Here is an 18,235-nt window from a genome sequence, read left to right on the forward strand (position 1 = left end):
GGTCACAGAAGCCACTCGATCGGCAGCACCCCCAAAACGAAGATCGCCATGCGCTGGAACAGCGTCGCGCCGGGTTCATCGTCGTGCAGGATCGTTTGCCCGTTTTCGGATGCCTCAACCCAGACCAGATCGCCATCCGCGGCAAGATCGGGCTGATAGCTGACAGCCCGCACCGGGCCATCGAACCCCGCACTGACTTGCCGCGCCAGGGTCGGGCTGTCGATCAGAAATCCCATTTCACAATTCAGAATGGCAGATCGTGGATCGAAGTTGAACGACCCGATGAAAACGCGCTGCTGGTCCAGCGCAAAGGTCTTGGCATGCAGGCTGGCCCCTGACAAGCCGAAGGGCATGGTCTGCAGCGCCGCCTCCTGCGTCCCGCCGCCACGCAGCTTGAGCTCATAAAGCTCGACACCGGCCTGCAACAGCCTGGTCCGGTATTTCGTATAACCCGCATGAACCATCAGCACATCCGTGGTGTTCAGCGCATTTGTCAGAATGCGGACATCCTTGCCGTCGTTGGAAAGCCCGGTGAACCACTTGGTACCTTCGCGCCCCGGAACGAAATACGCCGATACAAGGTCAAGCCGGTCCTCGACCGTCCCCATGATGCTGCCCAGTCGCGTGATCATCAATTGCTCGCGCGTCGCCACACCCTGCCCCTTGACGGGATCATCCGCCACCAGTTGCACATCCGTCCATTCCAGTGCTGCGTTGCCTTGCGCAAACCTCTGGGCGCTGGCATCCGTCTGCGCCTGAAACACCTTTGCCTCATCACCACCTTGAACATCCGCAACTCGGGCGCTGAATGCCTCGATCTTGCCCGAACCGGCGATGATGGTCTCGACCCCGAAGACCGACGGGCTGTTCCAATAGGCGTCGAATACGCTGGCGGTATCGCCCACCACAGCTCCCACCGCCAGCACATCCATGTCGATATAGAAATTGTCGTCACCGACCTGAAAATACTCGTCCCCGATATTGCGGCCGCCGATAATCGCGGCAGACCCATCCACGATCAGCGATTTGTTGTGCATCCGTCGGTTCATGCGAAAAAAGTCAAAGGAATACCCCAGATGCTTCGGGTTTCGAATGGTGGACGGATTGAAAAGGCGAATCTGAAAATTGTCCTGGGCATTCAGCGCAGCCATGAACCCGTCCAGCCCCGGCACCCCGTTGTCATCCAGCAGCAACCGCACCCGGACCCCGCGCTGCGCGGCCTTGTGCAGCGCGTCGAGCATCAGAATACCGGACACGTCGTCATGCCAGATGTAGTATTGCGCATCAATCGACTGTTCGGCGGCGTTGATCAGGGCAAGCCGGCTGGCGATCGCGTCATGTCCGTTCTGAAGGGGCAGAACGCCGCTTTTGCCGGGATGAGCCGCACCGGCGCTGCTGACGCGCGCACCCAGCGCCGTAGATGTATCGGGCGGCAAGGCGCGGCTGACAGGTCTGTCAGAGATATCCGGTAAAGGAAACACCAGCCGCGCAACGATGATGGCAATGCCCAGGACAAGGACGATCTTGGCGGCACGAACTATGAAACGTTTCATAGGGGAATGCTAGAAACACGGTTCGGGTCTGTATAGTCGAAATCTCGCGCAACCACCCACCCTTGATCACGGATCTTGTTGCCGATGCTTTGCTTTTGTTCAGTCATCCGGGGCTCAAAAGGCGTGAAAAGCACGCGGGTTCAGAGGCCGCAATCGCCGTCACGAAATGCGGACAACCTATGGCCGCAATGAAATCTTGTGGCCAGATCGGAGCGTTGATCACCAGCTTGGTGGCATGACCGCAGACAAAGGCGCATCTGCCCGGCTGTGAAGGTCGGTGTTTGGGTCAGGCTGCATGTCCGAAACATGAGCCCCCCGCGGCGTTCTGGACAAAGGGCTGACTCCAAAGCAATTCACGTCGATAAAGATGCTCTGCCTGCCCCCATTTCGTTTTCCAGGTCATGGTATTTGCCCTACATCTTCCCGCATCGGTTCAGGTGGCACTTCAAACTCGATGTTTCGGGCGAACGAATGGCCGGCGTAAACCGCCATTGCGATCAATGACGGCGCAAGGCAATCGCCGATCCGCGTCACGGTCTTGATACCCGCGTCGCGCCATTGTTCTTTCATCGCGATCAGGTCATTCCAGACGGCATCATTTGGCGTTCGCGAGGTCACCAGGACCAATGTCGCACACGCAATTTCCCGCGTTTCGCCGCTGTAAATGCAGGCGAGCGTTACGGCGTCGTCCGACATGCCCGTGAGTGTGAGCAGCGGCATGATCCGCACATTCTTTTCAATCAGGCGCCGCTGAATCCGGTCCTGTTCCAGCGTCCTTTCCGACCAAGGCGAGACAATGGGCGACGGTGTCACGAAGATCACCTCTTTCCCGGCATCGGCCAACATCTCGGCCAGGACACTGGCCATATAAAAACGGTCGTCGTCAAAGATGACCACCGGGCCGTCCGACGCCACGGCGCTGGCCCCGTTTGTCATCAGATCATCGGGTGTGAGCACCCGGTTCTGATCCAGAAACAGCATGGGTTTGCGATGTGCGCGGCCCAGTCCATCGCGCCGCCATGTTGCACCGGTGGCAAGCGCGATATGCGGCATCTGATAGTCCAGCAGGTCTTGCGCCGTCAGGGCGCTTTCCAGATAGAGCTCGGCGTTCGGGACCTGTTGAAGCTGCCAAAGCCGCGTGTCGCGCACCCGCCCCCAGGCCGCCAGACCCGGAAGCGCCGCCTCAAGGGTCACGCGCCCGCCCCAGCTATTGCCCGCCTCGGCCAGCATCACATCCGCGCCACGTTGGCTGAGCGCGCGGGCGGCCTCCAACCCGGCGGGGCCGCCCCCGACAATCAGCACAGGTTCGGGGTCAGCAAGCCGCGGGATGACTTCGGGATGCCAGCCGCGCCGCCATTCCTCGGCCGCGGTCGGGTTTTGCGTGCAGCGCATCGGGCTGCTGGTATTGTCGCCCATCACGCAGATATTGCAGCCGATGCATTCGCGGATCGTTTCAATATCGCCGGTCCTGATCTTGTTGGGCAGAAACGGATCCGCAATCGACGGTCGCGCGGCGCCGATCAGGTCCAGTTGCCCCTTTCTGATCAGACGTGCCATTGTATCCGGCGACGTATACCGCCCCACCCCCACCACGGGTTTGGAGGTGACCGATTTCACGAAGCCGGTATATTTCTCCTGAAACCCCTCGTCGGAAAACCGAGATGTCTGACTGTCGTTTGACCAATCGGACAGGTTCACATCCCACAGGTCAGGCTCTTCGGCCAAGGCTTCGACAATATCGCGCGCCTCTGCGTCATGCTGCATACCATCAGCCCCGAGCAGTTCATCGACCGCCAGACGAACGGCGACGGCGCAGGTGTCGCCCACAGCCTCTTTGGTATCCTGAATGACCTCGCGAAACAGACGCAGGCGATTTTCCAGCGATCCGCCGTATTCGTCCGTCCGATGGTTGTGCCGGGCCAGCAGGAAATGGTGCAGCAAGGTCATATCGTGACCGGCATAAGCATAGATGATGTCGAACCCGGCCTCTTTCGCACGCTTTGCGGCTGAGACATGCCACGCCCTGAAGGCTGCAATATCCGACTTGTCCATCTTCCGCGCCTGCACAGGGTCGTCGCCGTCCACGATGGCGTCAGACGGCGCAAGCGGTGCGGCGCGCGAGTAGCGATTGGCCGAATGCAAGCCGTTATGGGCCAACTGGATTGCCGCAAGGCTGTCGTGTTCGTGAATGGCGTCGGTCACAAGGCGCAGGGCGGGAATGTCCTCTGCCCCCCATAACCGCGCCTGATTGGAAGGCGTCAGGTCCGAGGTTGGGTGGATTTCGGTTTCCTGCGTCGACACCACGCCCCAACCACCTTCGGCTTTGATGCCCCTCAGGCGTGCCTCGGACCGTGGATAGCGATGGCCCATGCCCGTGCAATGAGGCACCTGATAGAAACGATTTGGCGTGGTAACCGGTCCGATCTTCAGAGGTTCAAACAACAGATCGTATTGGGCACGGGTGTCTTTGGACTGGCTTCGCGATTTATCTGACATCTGCTTCCACGCACTTGGTTTTACAGGCTCGGGAATAGTAGGCCCACAAGCGGCGGGCATTCAATTGGGAACATCCGTGCATGTGGTAACCCGTCACGTAGCGAACGTGGCCGTCGTTCAATGCATAGGCATGTCCGCCAACCGAAACGATCCGGGCCGTGCCTGTCCAGCGACCCGACGCGTGTAGCGGTTACGGACTACACGGCGGTCGCTGCGGTTATGACCGCTGGAATTGGCACGATCCAGTCAGGCCCTGCCCCGTGTCGTTCCAGTACCTTGGCCACAACCGCCGCCCGAATAGCCGCCGCATGTGATGGCGGTTGCGGGCGCAACAAAGCACCGCCTCTGGCAGTTCCTTCCAGAAAGAAATCATATGGCGCGCCCGGGTCATCCCGTTGACACCGCGATGAGCGGGCTTTGGTCGATCATCATTTCCGCTCGGCTTGAACATGGCCCAGCAAGACTTCCAGATCCACTTACACCGGCAGCATCTGGCGCAGAACACTGTCCAGAGGCGTTACCGCAAAGTCCGGTAGCAACTGAAGAAGTCGTGTGTCGGACAGGGCATGATCCGTGGTCCACAGATATCGCATCTCGTTCATTTCACGGGCGAATTCCCACACGGGCGCTGTCAGCGTGAAAAGCCACCAGGGGAAGCGAGCAAATTTCAGCTTCTGTTCGAGGATGTGTTCCAGCCCGTCCCTGATGTCGCGCGCGGTGAGTGTGTGTCCCGCAAACGGCACGTCTTCGAACGCGCCAAGCTCGCCACGCATCTCGGCCAATGCAACCGCGGCGCGGGCCCAATCAGGTAAGAAACACATCGCCTGCATTGTGTCGATTGCGCCGGGAACAGTCACCTTGTTGCGCTTTATCCTGCGCAGGAACACCTGGGACATCGGACAGTCTTGGTGATCAGGATCCATGAAGTTTCCCGCACGCAAGACGATCGTCTGCACACCACTGGCCGCATAGTCCTGCTCCATTTGCAGACGGATGGCGCCCTTTCGGCTGACGGGGTTGGGTGGTATGGTTTCGGACCATAGCCCTGCCGTGTCACCGAAGTGATAAACATTTCCCGGAAGGATCACCGTTGCATGTGCGCTTTTTGCGGCGGCAATCACCTGTTTTGTGATCCTGGGAAGTGTGCCCGCCCAGTTGTGATAATTTCGCGGGTTCATCCCGTTCACAATCACGTCGCACCCTCGCGCAGCTTGGCCCATATCGTCGCGGCCCCGATTGTACCGCCTGACATCCCAACCCGCCGCCTCGAACGCACGCGCGCTGTGCCGCCCCACTTTTCCCGATGCTCCGAGGATCAATACACGTTTCGTCATCCTTACCTCCTGTAAGATACCGGGAGGAAGGTAGTAAATTCAGAAATGGATTATAATTGTATATAAATTGGGGTTTGATATTCATTTTTGAATGATCATAGGCGATCTTGACTGGACCTATATCCGATCCTTTTTGGCCGTTGCCGAAACAGGTTCTCTGACCGCGGCCGCCAAAAAGACGGGGCAGAGCCAACCGACACTCGGGCGCCATATCAAGGCGGCGGAAAGGGCGCTTGGCACGCAATTGTTTGTCCGGACCACAGGCGGACTGCACCTTACCGAAGCAGGGCTGAGCCTGCTGGGCCCGGCCCGGGACATGGGCAATGCATCTGCGCGTTTCGCAACCCTGGCAGCCGGTCGCGACGCGCGTCTGAGCGGAACCGTTCGTATCACAGCCAGTGTCGTCGTGTCCCATTATCTGCTGCCAGCCGTTATCGCTGATCTGCGCCAGATCGAGCCGGACATCGACATCGAACTGGTTCCCTCTGACACCTCAGAGAGCCTCGTGTTCCGCGAGGCCGATATCGCCGTCCGGATGTATCGGCCAACCCAGCTGGACATTGTGACGCGGCAGATTTCTGACCACGCGCTGGCGTTATACGCGTCAAAAAAGCAGATCGCCCGGCAGGGGAATCCTCAGAGCTTTGAAGACCTGGCAGCGTTGGATTTTGTCGGCTTCGACAGGTCCGACATGATCATCCGGACGATGCGGACCCTTGGCTTTCCCGTGGATCGGAACTTTTTCGCGGTGCGGTGCGATGATCAGGCCACCTATTGGGAGCTGGTGCGCAACGGGTGCGGCGTGGGGGCGATGCAAACCATTATTGGCGACACTGATCCCTTGGTTGAACGGCTTGAATTTCAACCTGAGCTTCCCAGCCTGCCCGTCTGGCTTGCAGCACATTCGGCTTTGCACAAGACCCCGAGGGTCAAGCGCGTGTGGGACCATCTGGCCCATCACCTCGCGCAAAAGTAACTGGGTTCACACGCAAAGGCCTGGGTTTCCCATAAAGCTATCGTTGCTCATTGTAGGTTTTTTATCGCCGGTGCCTCTTCGGAGGGACGATGCATTCCCGGAATGGGGAAGCAGCGGCCCAAAGCGGTACACTGTTGCTGGCACGCATTCTGCGTGGCGTGAAGCTGACACCCTAAAGCGGATCTGGTTTGAAGGCGATGTTCAGATGGATGCGGTAGGAACTTTCGATGTGGTCCTTCGCAGCCTTTTCGGCGCGTTCGGGATCACGGGCGCGGATGGCATCGACGATGGCTTTGTGCTCGCGATACAGCTCTTCGGGGCGACCTTCAGGGATATATCGCGCGCCCCGCAGCAAGGCGAGGTCATCGCTGATCGCGTTGAACGCCTTCAACAGATAGCGGTTCTTGGCGGCATAGAAGATCGCATGGTGCAGATCCCAGTTCACCTGGTTCAGCGTGCGAATATCCGCATCTTCACCATGCACACGGTCAAGGATGACCTCCATCTGCTCGATTTCCATGTCTGACGCGTGCTGCGCGGCAAAGCGCGCGGCGATCCCCTCCAGTTGTTGGCGCAGCAGGTAAAGTTCGGATATTTCCATACGGTCCAGCTCGGCCACAACCGCGCCGCGCTGCGGTTCGATGGTGACGCGGCCTTCGGACTGCAGCCGGCGAATTGCCTCGCGGACCGGGGTGCGACTGATGCCGAGTCGTTTCGCGATGGACGCTTCCTTGATTCGCTCACCAGGATGGAATTCTCCTTCACGGATATCTTCCAGAAGCTGGCGATACACCAGTTCGGCCAGCGGCACATCCCGGTTGTCGGCTACAATGGAAATTCCGTGTCCTTCCAGTTTTCTAGGTCACATCAAAGAGCTGATGCAGTTCCGTCAGGAACCAGGGCTTGAACCAGTTAATACAAAAATATTGAATTCTCAAAATGTTTCTGATTGTATGCATTTAAGAACATTATATCAAAAATGTGCCTACCAACAGGAGGAAGCCGATGTTTGCCGCAATGAAATCTATTGCTTTGGGGGCTGCGATCGCAGTTGCCAGCACCACCCTTGCCATTGCACAGGATTATCCCAAGAAACCGGTCAGCATGATCGTGGCCTATTCGCCCGGCGGCGGCACCGATACCGCGGCCCGGATCATCGCGAATTACATGGAAAAGCACCTTGGCCAGCGGCTGGTTATCCGCAACAAGCCCGGTGCGGGCGGTCAGGTCGGGTTCTCGACGCTGGCACGGGCGAAGAATGATGGTTACACCATCGGGTTCATCAACATCCCGTCGATCTTTCTGGTGAAGATGCTACGCGATGATGTGCCATTCGAGATGTCGGATTTCGAACCCATCGGCAACATCCAGTTGGACCCGGTCGTGCTGACCGTGCCTGCCGACAGCCCGTTCGAGACATTTGCGGATTTTGCGGAAGCCGCGAAGGCCAATCCCGGCGGTTTGACCGTTGGCGGTGACGGGCCGCAATCGAACAACCAGTTGCAGCTTGTCGTGGCCGAAGACGCGCTTGGCATTGACGTGAATTTCGTGCCCTTCAACGGGTCGGGTCCGGCGATTACCGCGACGCTTGGCAATCAAGTCGATGCTTCGGTGCCCTCTGCCAGCTCAGCCACCGGGCAGGTGAACGAAGGCCGCCTGCGCGCGCTCGCCGTGTTTGCAGATGCGCGGTACCCCTATCTTCCCGACGTGCCCACCATCGCCGAGGCTTCGGGGGCCGAGGTTCAGAATATCGGTGCCTCAATGCGCGGTGTCGCGGTGCCCAAAGGTGTCGCGCCCGAGCAGAAAGCCGTTCTGGAAGAAGCCTTCAAGAACGTGGTCAACGACCCCGATTTCATCGCGCATATCGAACGTCTGGGCCTGCCTCTGACTTACATGACCGCCGATGAGTTTGCCGACTATCTGGCTTCGGCTGAAGAAGGTATCGGCAAATATGTCGATCTGCTGAAATAAACCAGACCGGGGGCCGTGATCATGATGACCGACCGCAACAAGGATCTTTTGTTTTGCGCTTTGGCGATAGTCGCGGCCCTTTCGGTACTGGTGGCCAGTTTCAGCTATCAATCCGCGTCGGCTTACTTTCCGCAGTTGCTGGCTGTGTTTATCGCGGTGCTCGCTGTTGTGTTGGGACTTCAAAGGCTGAAAGCCCCGGCTGAGCCGGTAGAGAAGCCTGACCACGCAGACCTTCTTGGTTTTGCAAAGGTGGTCATCAGCATTCTGGCCTATACCGGCGCGATGCTGGTGGTCGGGTTTCCAATTGCGACGGTGCTGTTTCTGACGCTGATGATGTTGACCCTGGGCGAACGCCGCCTGCACCTGATCCTGCCGGTCGCGCTTGGCCTGACCGGCTTGCTCTATTTCCTGTTCTTCTGGTTCCTCGGCGTCTATCCGCCCGAGGCCATGATATCGTTCTGATCCCGTCGGCGAGATTTCCACATGCTTGAAAACCTGCTTCTTGGACTTGAGACGCTTTTGACGCCGATGGCCTTGTTCGCCGTAACCATCGGAGTAATCGGCGGGGTGGTGATCGGATCGCTGCCGGGCCTGACCAGCACGATGGGCGTAGCACTGCTGATCCCGCTGACATTCTCGATGCCGCCCGAGGCCGGGTTGGCGATGCTGGGCGGGATCTATCTTGCCTCGACCTATAGCGGGGCGATCAGCGCGATCATTCTGAACATTCCCGGCACACCGGCTGCGGTGGCGACCCTGCTGGACGGCCACCCCATGTCACAACGGGGCGAGACGACGCGCGCGCTCGCCCTGGCCACGTTCGGGTCCAGCATTGGCGGTGTCCTGAGCGTCATTGCCTTGCTATTGCTGGCCCCACCCTTGGCCGAGTTTTCGCTGCGGTTCGGATCGCCCGAGTATTTCCTGTTGGCGGTGTTCGGCATTACCGTGATCGCATCGCTGTCGGCGGGCGCCATGTCCAAGGGGCTGATGGCGGGCGCGATGGGGCTGTTGCTTAGCACCATTGGCTCACACCCCCTGACGGGCGAGCTTCGTTTCACCTTCGGGCAACCGTCGCTTTATGACGGTATTCCCATGGTGGTGTCACTGATAGGGCTGTATTCGATCCCGGAAGTGATCTCGATGATCAGCAACCGCACAAATGTCATGCCGCAAGCTGATGTCGCGGGCAGCAAAGGGGCGCTGTCTTATCTGGGCGAGGTGATGGCGCGCAAATTCAACGTGCTGCGGTCGTCGCTGATCGGCATTATCGTGGGCATCATCCCCGGTGTCGGGTGCAGTGTTGGCGGGTTTCTGTCCTATGACGCCGCCAAACGTGCCTCGAAAACGAAAGAGGAATTCGGCAACGGCTCGCCCGACGGGGTGATCGCCAGTGAAACAGCCAACAACGCCGTTACCGGAGGCACGCTGATCCCATTGCTCACACTGGGCATTCCGGGCAATCCGGTCACGGCGGTTCTGCTGGGCGGGCTGATGATCCACGGCCTGCGTCCGGGGGCGGACCTGTTCACACTGAACGCCGATATCACCTATGGCTTCATCCTCAGCCTTTTGCTGGCCAATATCCTGTTCGTCCCGGTCGGCCTGATCTTCGCACGCTATTGCGCCAAGGTCATCATGGTGCCGCGCGAGATTCTGGCCCCCTGCATTCTGGCTTTTGCCGTGATCGGTGCCTATTCGATCCGCAGTTCGGTGGATGACATCCTGATCATGCTGGCCGTGGGCGTGATCGGCTTTGGCTTCAACTACTTCTCCGTGCCGCGTGCGCCGCTGGTGCTGGGACTGGTCCTTGGCACCTTGGCCGAGGGCGAGTTGGCCCGGTCGCTGGCGCTGGTCAGCGGCGATGTTCCGGCGTTCCTTCTGCAACTTGTGACGCGCCCAATCTGCATCGTGCTTCTGATCCTGTGCGCCTTTGCGCTGTATCAGGGCGTGGTGCAGCACCGGCGCAATTCTCACATGCTCGACAGCTGATAATAACCAAAGGGAGACTTCAAAATGATCCGTAAACTGACCTGCACAGCCATCGCCGGCCTTCTCGCAATGTCATCGGCGCTGACCGCGCAGGAGCTGACAATCCAAGGACCAGCAACCTTGGACAAAGAAGGTGTGGTCGAAATTTCCGGCGCGGGGTTCGAAGCTGACGCGCCTGTCCTGTTGCTGTTCACCACAGCAGATGGGGTGGCCGCAGAAATCGGCTATGCGCTTGACCCGCAACCCGTTGCGGATGCGGACGGCAACTGGACGACGACATGGTCTTATGGGCGCTTCGTCTCGAAAAAACTGGTGGCGCCGGGTGATTTCAACCTTGCCGCCACGGATGAAGACCTGAACGAGCTGGCGACCACCACAATCACTTTCACGGAATGATCCGCCATACCTGACAACACCCTGTCCGCCCCGGCGGGCAGGCCCATCCGATTGAACACGAGATCACCATGTCCATGTCTGCCCCCATCCGCCGCGTTGGCGACGCCAGCGCCCACCATTTCTTTGGCTATTACAACAAGTCGAACTTCGATCGCGACGACAAGCGGTTGTTGGGGCAGCGGGTGGATCGCTTCACGGGGGACATCACTGGGCAAGAGACTGCGATCGTGGGCTATTTCGACCTGAGCGCCAGTGACCAATTTCACGAGGTCGGACAGACAACCACATGGAACTGGCAGATGGGCAGCCAGTTGCAATGGGTCGGCAAAGCGAACCAGATCATCCACAACGCCCGTTGGGATGGCCCGGCGCGCGATACGCCTTACCCGGATTTCTGTTCGAAACTGGTAGATCTGGACAGCGGAACAACGCGCACCCTGCCCCTGCCGGTCTATGTGCTGGCCCCGAACGGGGACTATGCGCTTTGTGTGAACTATTCGCGCTTCATGGTGACTCATAAAACCATCGGCTACCCGGCAACGCAGACCGAGCCGGAACTGGACCTCGCCCCTGCGGATGATGGCATCTACCGTATGGACATGGCGACCGGCGACTATCGTCTGATCCTCAGCCTTGCGCAGTTGAAGGCGCATCAGCCAAGACCGTCGATGGGCAAGGCCATTCATTGGATCACACATCTGGAGGCCAACCCATCCGGCTCGCGTTTCCTGTTCATCCACCGGTGGACCGAACGGGTCGAGGATGAGACTTGCTTCCTGCATCGGCTTTACACTGTGAACGGCGACGGTACGGATTTGCGGCTGCTTGAATGCGCGGATCACCCGCTGCCGCAACTTGCCGACGATTTTGACCCGAACGCGGTGGGAACGTTCGATTATGAGAAGTCGGAATACCAGATCTCGCACCCGATGTGGAAATCAGACAGCGAGGTGATCGTCTGGGGGCCGCATGATGGGGCAATCCATTATCACCTTTATGATGACACGACCGGCGCGGCGCGGGTCATCGGGCCGGGCATCCTGACCGAAAACGGGCACATGACCTATTCGCGCGACGGGCGTTGGATTTTGTCCGACACCTATCCCGATGCAAGCACGAACGAGCGTATCCTGTTTCTGTTCGATACGCAGACCGACACGCGACATGATCTTGGGTCATTCTACACGCCGCCGGATCTGGGCAAGCACAACCGCTGCGACCTTCATCCGCGCTGGAGCCACGATAACAAGACGGTCTGCATCGACTCTGTCCACGAAGGCACCCGGCAGATGTATCTGGTGGATGTAACAGATATCGTTTCGGAATAGAGGCTCCTGCGGTGGAGTTTTCCATCGCAACAAGCCCATTCAAGTGAGCGAACTACGGGGGGTTGCACATGGCCTGCCGCCATGCTGATTGCTGCACTTCACCTTTTTTTGCGGCCAGATGCGCTTACGGCGCGCTATCTTCGGTGGCGCAGCACGGCGTCCCGGTCAGACCGCCCAATCAGTGCAAGCCCGGTCTGTTCCGCACCGGGGTTTCAGCGTTGCGACATCACAGAATTCCTGACGCCGCATATTGTTCAAAACCGTCGATCAGGACTGATCCGTTACATCCGTGATCCACGTCCAGCTTGCGACCGCGCGCGGGAAGCCAAGTGGCCCGATGGCCAGAAACGCCGTCTGGTGCAGATCGTCGACCGGAAGATTTTCCTCCAATGCACGGCGCGCATGCGAATGCACGGCCCCTTCGGACCCGGCCCCGATGGCTAGCGCAAGCTTGACCAGCCGTTTTTCGCGCGCGCTCAGCCCACCGGTGTCGGCGATGGCGGAACCAAGGGCGGAATAGGCCGACCAGACATCGGGATGTTGTTTGGCAAGATCGCCAGCGGCACCGGGAAGATCATCAGTCATCGAAGGGTCCTTTCAGGTTTGGTTAGCCGCCCAGAGCAGACATGAAGCGTTTCACAGACGGGCGGCAGACGGTACGGGTATCAAAATCATGCCCTTTGGGTTTAGCCGAAATCGCCTGTCGCAGCAAAGCATCAAGTGCCTGTTCCCCTGCCCCAAGCGCGGGCCGAAGATCGACAGACCCTTCCTGGCCCATACAGGTGTAAAGCCGCCCCGTGGCGCTGAGCCGTACGCGGTTGCACAGCGCGCAGAAATTACACGACATCGGCGAGATCAACCCAAGCCGACCGCCGGTTTCTGCGATACGCAGATAGCGCGCCGGACCTCCGGTGCTGTGGGCAACGGGTGACAGGGTCCACCGGTTTGCCAGCGATGCCTCCAGTACATCAAGTGGCAGCAGTGTGTCGGCGCGGTTCTGACCTGTCTCGCCCATCGGCATTTCCTCGATCAGGGTCAGATCCATGCCACGGCCATGAGCAAAGCGGATCATGTCGTCCAACTCGTGCTCGAAGGCGCCTCGGCTGGCAATCGCATTCAGCTTGATCTTCAGCCCGGCGGAGTGCGCCGCATCCAGCCCGGTCAGCACCTTATCCAGCGTGCCAAGCCGGGTGATCTGGCGATAGCGCGCGGGGTCGAGCGTATCAAGCGAGACATTGACCCGGCGCACACCGTTCTTGGCAAGCTCATCGGCATATCGCGCCAACTGGGTGCCGTTGGTGGTCAGGGTCAGTTCGTCCAGCGCACCGGATGTCAGGTGGCGCGACAGATCTGCCAACAGATCCATGACCCCCTTGCGCACCAGGGGCTCGCCCCCGGTCAGGCGCAGTTTGCGTACGCCACGGCGGATGAACAGATCGGACAGGCGCGCCAGATCCTCGATGCTCAGCAGGTCGCGTTTGGGCAGGAACACCATGTTTTCGGCCATGCAATAGGTGCAGCGCAGATCGCAGCGGTCGGTCAGGGACAGGCGCAGATATGTCACGGCGCGGCCGAAACTGTCAGTCAGCGCAGGCGGGGTGGCATGGGGGGTATCAAGCGGCATGACGGTTCCTTTCAATCCGGTCCAGCCAGGTCAGCACGGCGTCGGTGCGCATCGGAAGATCGCAGGCCATGTCGCCGCCGAACGCGGCCCAGCTTTCGGCATAGGTGGGTCGCACGGCGGTCAGCACCGGCACGTTCAGCGTGATTGCCGCTCCGATCAGATCACGAAACCCGCGCCCCTCGCTTTCGCCGCGCCCGAAGCGATTGAGGATCAGCAAATCTGCCCCTTGATGCAACTCAGCCTCGATGAAGGCAGCGCAATCCGCGAGCGCCCCGGGGTGCAGGCGGCAGCCATGCGACCCATTGCCGAGCGGCTGCGAGATGCGAAACACTTTGCCGGAGTTCAGCGTGGTCAGGTCCATGTCCGCGCAATGACATTCGCCGGTTGCGGACCTGCGGGTTTGCAGCGCACCGCGCACGGTTAACCCGCGTTCGGCGAGGGTTGCAGCGATCCGGGCAAGAAACCCGTCGATATCCCCGTGGTCAAAGCGGATTGCGGCCAGCGGTCGGTGTCTCATGCTAGCGCCCCCGTGGTGTGGAATGGGTGCCAATGCAGCCTGTCGCCATGCTTGACGGTCGAAATATTCGCCGCGACGGTTGCCAGGCCGTCGGCCCCGGCCAGCGGCAGAAGCGTGGCGGACACACCCGCGCCAAGCCGGTGCAGGATAGGCAGGCCCTGCGCGTCATAGCCCCCCAAACGCACCGGAAAGACCTCGGCCCGGCCCGGCTTGCGTTGCCAGTCGAACCCGGCGCAGGCCGGTGTGGTGGCAAAGGGCGCGGGCTCGGCTCCCGTCATGCGGGCAAGCTGTGCCGACACGAAAAGGTGAAAGCCGACATAGACGGCAAAGGGATTGCCCGGCAGCCCGGTAAAGGCCGCATTGCCCAATCTGCCGAACATGACGGGCTTGCCCGGTTTGATCGCCACGCGCCAGCCGCTGATGCGACCGCCCGCTGCAGTCAGCGCCTCGCGGATGTGATCCTTGCCGCCCATCGACACCGCACCTGACGTCACGATCAGATCAAACCGTGTGCCAAGTCCTGCGAAGTGCGCGGTCGAGGCGACGGGATCGTCCGGCAGTATGCCCAGATCGCTGATTTCGGCGCCATGCTGCGCCAGCAGGGCACAGAGCAGCGGTCGGTTGGCATCAGGAATCTGCCCCGGTCCACAGGGCCCGGTTGTCACCTCTTCGCCGGTGGAAAACACGGCAACGCGCGGGCGGCGCACGACCTCGATTTGGCGCAACCCGTTGGCCGCCAGAAGGCCGATATGCCGGGATGCCATGCGCACCCCCGTGCCGAGCAGCACCTCGCCCTTGGCCTGATCACTGCCCGCGCGGCGAATGTTGTCACCCAGCTTTGGCGGGGACGAGACATGAACCTTGCGGGACTTGTCGATGCATACCTCTCGCATGACGACAGTATCAGCCCCTTCGGGCAGCGGGGCGCCCGTATAAATGCGCATCGCCGCACCATTGGGAAGCACACCGGGCGCATCACCCGCCGCCACGGTCCCGGCGACAGGCAGGCAGCAGCGTCCCTCAAGATCGGCAAGGCGCAGTGCAAAACCGTCCATCGCCGAATTGTCGAAATATGGCATGGCTCGGGCGGCACGAATGGTCGTGGCGGTGGTGCGGCCCAGCGCGTCGGCCAGCGGCACGGTGTCTTTATCGGTGATCGGGGTGACTTGCGCCAGGGCACGATGCAGCGCATCAGCTACGCTCATCATATCGGTGGTATCAGAGAGGCTTTCGCAGCTGCACCCACCAGTGACAGAAGCTATCAACATCGTCCTCTCCTGAATTTTTGTTGAGATCATCGTGGTCAGCGGGCCGGTCAACCGGCCCGCTGTGTTTTGCCTGCGTTCAGTTCGCGTCGGCGGCGTTCTTCATCAGGTAATCCATGACAAGCTCGCGTTCGCTTTCTTCAAGACCGGCACGTTCAAACATGGACGGCACGATGCCTTTCCACTGCTGCCGCGTATAGTGCGTTACCTCACGCGGGGCATGACAGACGGTGCAGCGTTCGAAGAACATCTTTTCGCCCGGGGACATGTCGGCGTAAAGAGCTTCGGTCAGAGCTTCCAGCCGCTCGGCCCCGACCGCTTCATCGTCGATCGCTGCGATTTCCATGTCCTCGATGATGGCCGGTTTTTCATATGCCATGTTCGGACCTTCGGGGTCTTCACATTTGCGCATCTCAACCAGCACGGTGTTGGCCGTGGTTGCCTGTGCCAGCCCCGATGATCGCTGCGTCGAGGTCAGAAAGTTCACCAGACCCGAGTTGCAACGCCCCTTGCTGTCCAGTGACGGCCATGCCCCTTCATAGAGCGAAACCACACCCGGCATGATGTCGTCGCTGACCACAGCCCCGACGATCACCGTGCCACGGTCGTTGTAGAGCTCGACCAGATCGCCATCTTCGATGCCACGAGATGCAGCGTCCTGCGTGTTGATCCGCACCGGTTCGCGGCCTTGCACCTTGTAAAGAGCGCGCAGCTTTTCGGACTGGTCCATCTGGCTGTGCAGGCGGAACCACGGGTGGGGCGACACGACATGCAACTGACCTTCTTTGGCGTTGCCGAGGTATTCGTGTTTTTCCATCCAGACCGGCATGCCGGGGCAGTCGTCGATGTCCATGGCCGAAATGCTTTCCGAGAACATCTCGATCTTGCCCGAATCCGTGTGCAGCGGGCTGCCTTCGGGGTCGTTGTAGAATTCGCTGTGGCGGGTCCATTTGCGCGCCGCATCAGGCACCGGCATCCGGGCATAGCCCTTTTCCCAGAACTCTTTGAACGGTGTTTCCGCGGCAGCCCCCGAGGCTTCATAGGCGAGCTTGATGTGATACATCTTGTCCTCGCCGTCGGTGAATTGCGCCCACAGCCCCAGCTTGTCGGCCAGGCCTTCGAAGATTTCGTAGTCGGGCAGGCTTTCGCCCACCGGCTCGATCACCTTCTTCATCGCATAGACCTTGTCGTTCGAATAGGTCCCGCCCGAGGTGATGTCGTCCTGTTCCAGCGTCGAAGCGGCGGGCAGAACGATGTCGACCCAACGGGTTGCGGCCGTCCACCAAACGTCGACACAGACAATAGTCTCGACCTTCTCAAGCGCACGGATCAGGCGGTTGGTGTCCTGCTGGTGCGACATGAAGTTGTTGCCGGCGTTGAAGATCATCTTGATGTCGGGATAGGTGTTCGTGAACCCGTTATAGAAGAACTCTTTGCCCGGATTTTCCAGTGCCTCGGTGATGCGCGAGGCCGGAACAACCTTCTTGATGAAGTTGCGTCCCTGGCTCATGCCGACCGGTGTGCGTGCGCCGCTTTGCGGCATGCCGCCGTTGCCATAGTGCCACGAGAAGCCAACGCCCGAACCCGGTTTACCGATCTTGCCGGTCAGGGCCTGGAAGTTGACAAGCGACCAATAGGCCATTTCGCCGTGCTGCGCGCGCTGGATTGCCCACGATCCGGCAACCTGCGTGTTCGACGTTGCAAGAAGTTCGGCCAGTTCCTTGATCTTCGCTTCGTCAATGCCGGTGATGGCGGACGCCCAGGCCGGCGTTTTCGGCGTGCCGTCGTCTTCGCCCTTCACATAAGCGATCCACTTATCGGCGCCGACGGTGTATTTGTCCATGTATTCACGGTCTTCCAGACCGTTTTCCAGAACGTGATAGGCCATGCCCAGGAACAGGGCGGTATCGGTGTTGGGGACGACCTTGACCCATTCTGCGCCAAGGTATTCGTCCGACGCCGTGCGTTGCGGGTTGATCGAGATGAACTTGACGCCTGCGTCGCGAATTTGTTCCCACGGGCCATACATGCCGTGGTCAGCCACGCGATATTCGATACGGTTGTTCTTGATGGGGTCACATCCGACCAACACGAAAACCTCGGTGTTGTCGCGGATGACTTCCCAGGCCGTCTGACCGGAATAGACTTCCATGTCGCCGATCACGCGCGGCAGAAGCACCTGCCCGGCCCCGGCCGACCAGTCGCCAGCGGTATTGGTGCAGCCACCGATCAGGTTGATCAGGCGACCTTGCAGCACGTTGGGGCGGAACGAGCCAGCGTTCGACCAGCCGCCATAGGACGAGCTGAAGATCGCTTCGTTGCCGTGGTTGGTGGCAGTGTCCAACAGCGCCTTCGCGGTCAGGCTCCAGGCCGTGTCCCAATCGACGCGGACATATTCTTCCTTGCCGCGCAACTCGGGTTTGGTGTCGCCGGTTTCCCAGCCTTCCAGATAGGATTTGCGGACCATCGGATAGTTGATGCGCGATTTGTCATAGGTGCGGTCCATGACGCCATAGGTCAGCATTTCTGTCGGACGGGCGTCCAGTTCCATGATCGCGTTGACGCCAACCAGCTTGCCATCGCGCACGACGGCTTCGAACGGGCCATAGTGGGTGGCGTGGAACGCGCGGTCCCGGAACGAGTTGGGGTCAAGTGCGGCAAGCGCGGTCGATCCCATCAGATTGGCTGTTCCGAAGAAAGCAGCACCGCCCTGAAGGAAAGCGCGACGGGTGGGTGTGGTAAGTGACATGATGAGCCTCCTTGGCTGAGAAACTTGCCCCAGTCTT

At 59.9% G+C, this 18,235-nt stretch carries 15 protein-coding genes; 6 read left to right on the forward strand and 9 right to left on the reverse strand.

The window, feature by feature from the left end; all coding sequences use genetic code 11:
• Window positions 1-2 precede the first annotated feature (2 nt).
• The 3 genes from IE188_RS04530 to IE188_RS04540 all read right to left on the reverse strand — a co-directional run bounded on the left by IE188_RS04530 (window position 3) and on the right by IE188_RS04540 (window position 5,383).
• Window positions 3-1,553 carry a phospholipase D family protein gene (locus tag IE188_RS04530; RefSeq protein ID WP_191285239.1) on the reverse strand — a complete coding sequence of 517 codons (1,551 nt, stop codon included), beginning with the start codon at window positions 1,551-1,553 and terminating at the stop codon, window positions 3-5.
• A gap of 399 nt (window positions 1,554-1,952) precedes the next feature.
• The gene (locus IE188_RS04535; RefSeq protein WP_191285240.1) at window positions 1,953-4,049 is read right to left on the reverse strand and encodes an oxidoreductase; all 2,097 of its coding nucleotides are present in this window, start codon (window positions 4,047-4,049) and stop codon (window positions 1,953-1,955) included.
• 476 nt (window positions 4,050-4,525) lie between these two features.
• Window positions 4,526-5,383, reverse strand: coding sequence for a Rossmann-fold NAD(P)-binding domain-containing protein (locus tag IE188_RS04540; RefSeq protein ID WP_191285241.1), 858 nt, complete (start codon window positions 5,381-5,383; stop codon window positions 4,526-4,528).
• A gap of 91 nt (window positions 5,384-5,474) precedes the next feature.
• Here IE188_RS04540 and IE188_RS04545 point away from each other — a divergent pair, with 91 nt between their 5' ends.
• Window positions 5,475-6,359 carry a LysR family transcriptional regulator gene (locus IE188_RS04545; RefSeq protein WP_191285242.1) on the forward strand — a complete coding sequence of 295 codons (885 nt, stop codon included), beginning with the start codon at window positions 5,475-5,477 and terminating at the stop codon, window positions 6,357-6,359.
• Between the two features lie 172 nt (window positions 6,360-6,531).
• Here the strand turns inward: IE188_RS04545 and IE188_RS04550 are convergent, their stop codons facing one another.
• Window positions 6,532-7,170, reverse strand: coding sequence for a GntR family transcriptional regulator (locus IE188_RS04550; RefSeq protein WP_229836485.1), 639 nt, complete (start codon window positions 7,168-7,170; stop codon window positions 6,532-6,534).
• A 194-nt stretch (window positions 7,171-7,364) separates the two neighbouring features.
• On the opposite strand from IE188_RS04550, the gene IE188_RS04555 reads away from it, so the two are divergent.
• The 5 genes from IE188_RS04555 (at window position 7,365) to IE188_RS04575 (ending at window position 12,043) form a co-directional block, all read left to right on the forward strand.
• Window positions 7,365-8,330 (forward strand): Bug family tripartite tricarboxylate transporter substrate binding protein, encoded by a 966-nt coding sequence (locus IE188_RS04555; RefSeq protein ID WP_229836487.1) that lies wholly within the window; start codon window positions 7,365-7,367, stop codon window positions 8,328-8,330.
• Window positions 8,331-8,351: 21 nt separating this feature from the next.
• Window positions 8,352-8,792 carry a tripartite tricarboxylate transporter TctB family protein gene (locus IE188_RS04560; RefSeq protein ID WP_191285243.1) on the forward strand — a complete coding sequence of 147 codons (441 nt, stop codon included), beginning with the start codon at window positions 8,352-8,354 and terminating at the stop codon, window positions 8,790-8,792.
• A 21-nt stretch (window positions 8,793-8,813) separates the two neighbouring features.
• Window positions 8,814-10,319 carry a tripartite tricarboxylate transporter permease gene (locus tag IE188_RS04565; protein ID WP_191285244.1) on the forward strand — a complete coding sequence of 502 codons (1,506 nt, stop codon included), beginning with the start codon at window positions 8,814-8,816 and terminating at the stop codon, window positions 10,317-10,319.
• Window positions 10,320-10,343: 24 nt separating this feature from the next.
• Window positions 10,344-10,715, forward strand: a complete 372-nt coding sequence (locus IE188_RS04570; protein WP_191285245.1) for a hypothetical protein — start codon at window positions 10,344-10,346, stop codon at window positions 10,713-10,715.
• A 68-nt stretch (window positions 10,716-10,783) separates the two neighbouring features.
• The gene (locus tag IE188_RS04575) at window positions 10,784-12,043 is read left to right on the forward strand and encodes a hypothetical protein (RefSeq protein WP_191285246.1); all 1,260 of its coding nucleotides are present in this window, start codon (window positions 10,784-10,786) and stop codon (window positions 12,041-12,043) included.
• A gap of 267 nt (window positions 12,044-12,310) precedes the next feature.
• Here the strand turns inward: IE188_RS04575 and IE188_RS04580 are convergent, their stop codons facing one another.
• The 5 genes from IE188_RS04580 to IE188_RS04600 form a co-directional block, all read right to left on the reverse strand.
• Window positions 12,311-12,628 carry a carboxymuconolactone decarboxylase family protein gene (locus IE188_RS04580; RefSeq protein ID WP_191285247.1) on the reverse strand — a complete coding sequence of 106 codons (318 nt, stop codon included), beginning with the start codon at window positions 12,626-12,628 and terminating at the stop codon, window positions 12,311-12,313.
• 22 nt (window positions 12,629-12,650) lie between these two features.
• On the reverse strand, window positions 12,651-13,667 hold the full coding sequence (moaA, locus tag IE188_RS04585; RefSeq protein ID WP_191285248.1) for a GTP 3',8-cyclase MoaA: 1,017 nt from the start codon (window positions 13,665-13,667) through the stop codon (window positions 12,651-12,653).
• On the reverse strand, window positions 13,657-14,184 hold the full coding sequence (locus IE188_RS04590; RefSeq protein ID WP_191285249.1) for a DUF2478 domain-containing protein: 528 nt from the start codon (window positions 14,182-14,184) through the stop codon (window positions 13,657-13,659). The genes moaA and IE188_RS04590 overlap by 11 nt, the downstream gene beginning before the upstream one ends.
• Window positions 14,181-15,452, reverse strand: a complete 1,272-nt coding sequence (locus IE188_RS04595; protein WP_191285250.1) for a molybdopterin molybdotransferase MoeA — start codon at window positions 15,450-15,452, stop codon at window positions 14,181-14,183. Before IE188_RS04595 ends, IE188_RS04590 begins: the two co-directional genes overlap by 4 nt.
• Before the next feature lie 76 nt (window positions 15,453-15,528).
• Window positions 15,529-18,198 (reverse strand): molybdopterin-dependent oxidoreductase, encoded by a 2,670-nt coding sequence (locus IE188_RS04600; RefSeq protein WP_191285251.1) that lies wholly within the window; start codon window positions 18,196-18,198, stop codon window positions 15,529-15,531.
• Between the last annotated feature and the right edge of the window lie 37 nt (window positions 18,199-18,235).

Origin of the sequence: Aliiroseovarius zhejiangensis (assembly GCF_014656375.1) — a bacterium.
GTDB lineage: Bacteria > Pseudomonadota > Alphaproteobacteria > Rhodobacterales > Rhodobacteraceae > Aliiroseovarius > Aliiroseovarius zhejiangensis.

What these genes read in the sequence shown, in the direction of transcription:
- IE188_RS04570 (WP_191285245.1), top strand. Translation starts at nt 10,344, where the DNA reads ATGATCCGTAAACTGACCTGCACAGCCATCGCCGGCCTTCTCGCAATG.
- IE188_RS04540 (WP_191285241.1), bottom strand. Translation starts at nt 5,383, where the DNA reads ATGACGAAACGTGTATTGATCCTCGGAGCATCGGGAAAAGTGGGGCGG.
- IE188_RS04545 (WP_191285242.1), top strand. Translation starts at nt 5,475, where the DNA reads ATGATCATAGGCGATCTTGACTGGACCTATATCCGATCCTTTTTGGCC.
- moaA (WP_191285248.1), bottom strand. Translation starts at nt 13,667, where the DNA reads ATGCCGCTTGATACCCCCCATGCCACCCCGCCTGCGCTGACTGACAGT.
- IE188_RS04555 (WP_229836487.1), top strand. Translation starts at nt 7,365, where the DNA reads ATGTTTGCCGCAATGAAATCTATTGCTTTGGGGGCTGCGATCGCAGTT.
- IE188_RS04590 (WP_191285249.1), bottom strand. Translation starts at nt 14,184, where the DNA reads ATGAGACACCGACCGCTGGCCGCAATCCGCTTTGACCACGGGGATATC.
- IE188_RS04535 (WP_191285240.1), bottom strand. Translation starts at nt 4,049, where the DNA reads ATGTCAGATAAATCGCGAAGCCAGTCCAAAGACACCCGTGCCCAATAC.
- IE188_RS04600 (WP_191285251.1), bottom strand. Translation starts at nt 18,198, where the DNA reads ATGTCACTTACCACACCCACCCGTCGCGCTTTCCTTCAGGGCGGTGCT.
- IE188_RS04530 (WP_191285239.1), bottom strand. Translation starts at nt 1,553, where the DNA reads ATGAAACGTTTCATAGTTCGTGCCGCCAAGATCGTCCTTGTCCTGGGC.
- IE188_RS04565 (WP_191285244.1), top strand. Translation starts at nt 8,814, where the DNA reads ATGCTTGAAAACCTGCTTCTTGGACTTGAGACGCTTTTGACGCCGATG.
- IE188_RS04580 (WP_191285247.1), bottom strand. Translation starts at nt 12,628, where the DNA reads ATGACTGATGATCTTCCCGGTGCCGCTGGCGATCTTGCCAAACAACAT.
- IE188_RS04560 (WP_191285243.1), top strand. Translation starts at nt 8,352, where the DNA reads ATGATGACCGACCGCAACAAGGATCTTTTGTTTTGCGCTTTGGCGATA.
- IE188_RS04595 (WP_191285250.1), bottom strand. Translation starts at nt 15,452, where the DNA reads ATGTTGATAGCTTCTGTCACTGGTGGGTGCAGCTGCGAAAGCCTCTCT.
- IE188_RS04575 (WP_191285246.1), top strand. Translation starts at nt 10,784, where the DNA reads ATGTCCATGTCTGCCCCCATCCGCCGCGTTGGCGACGCCAGCGCCCAC.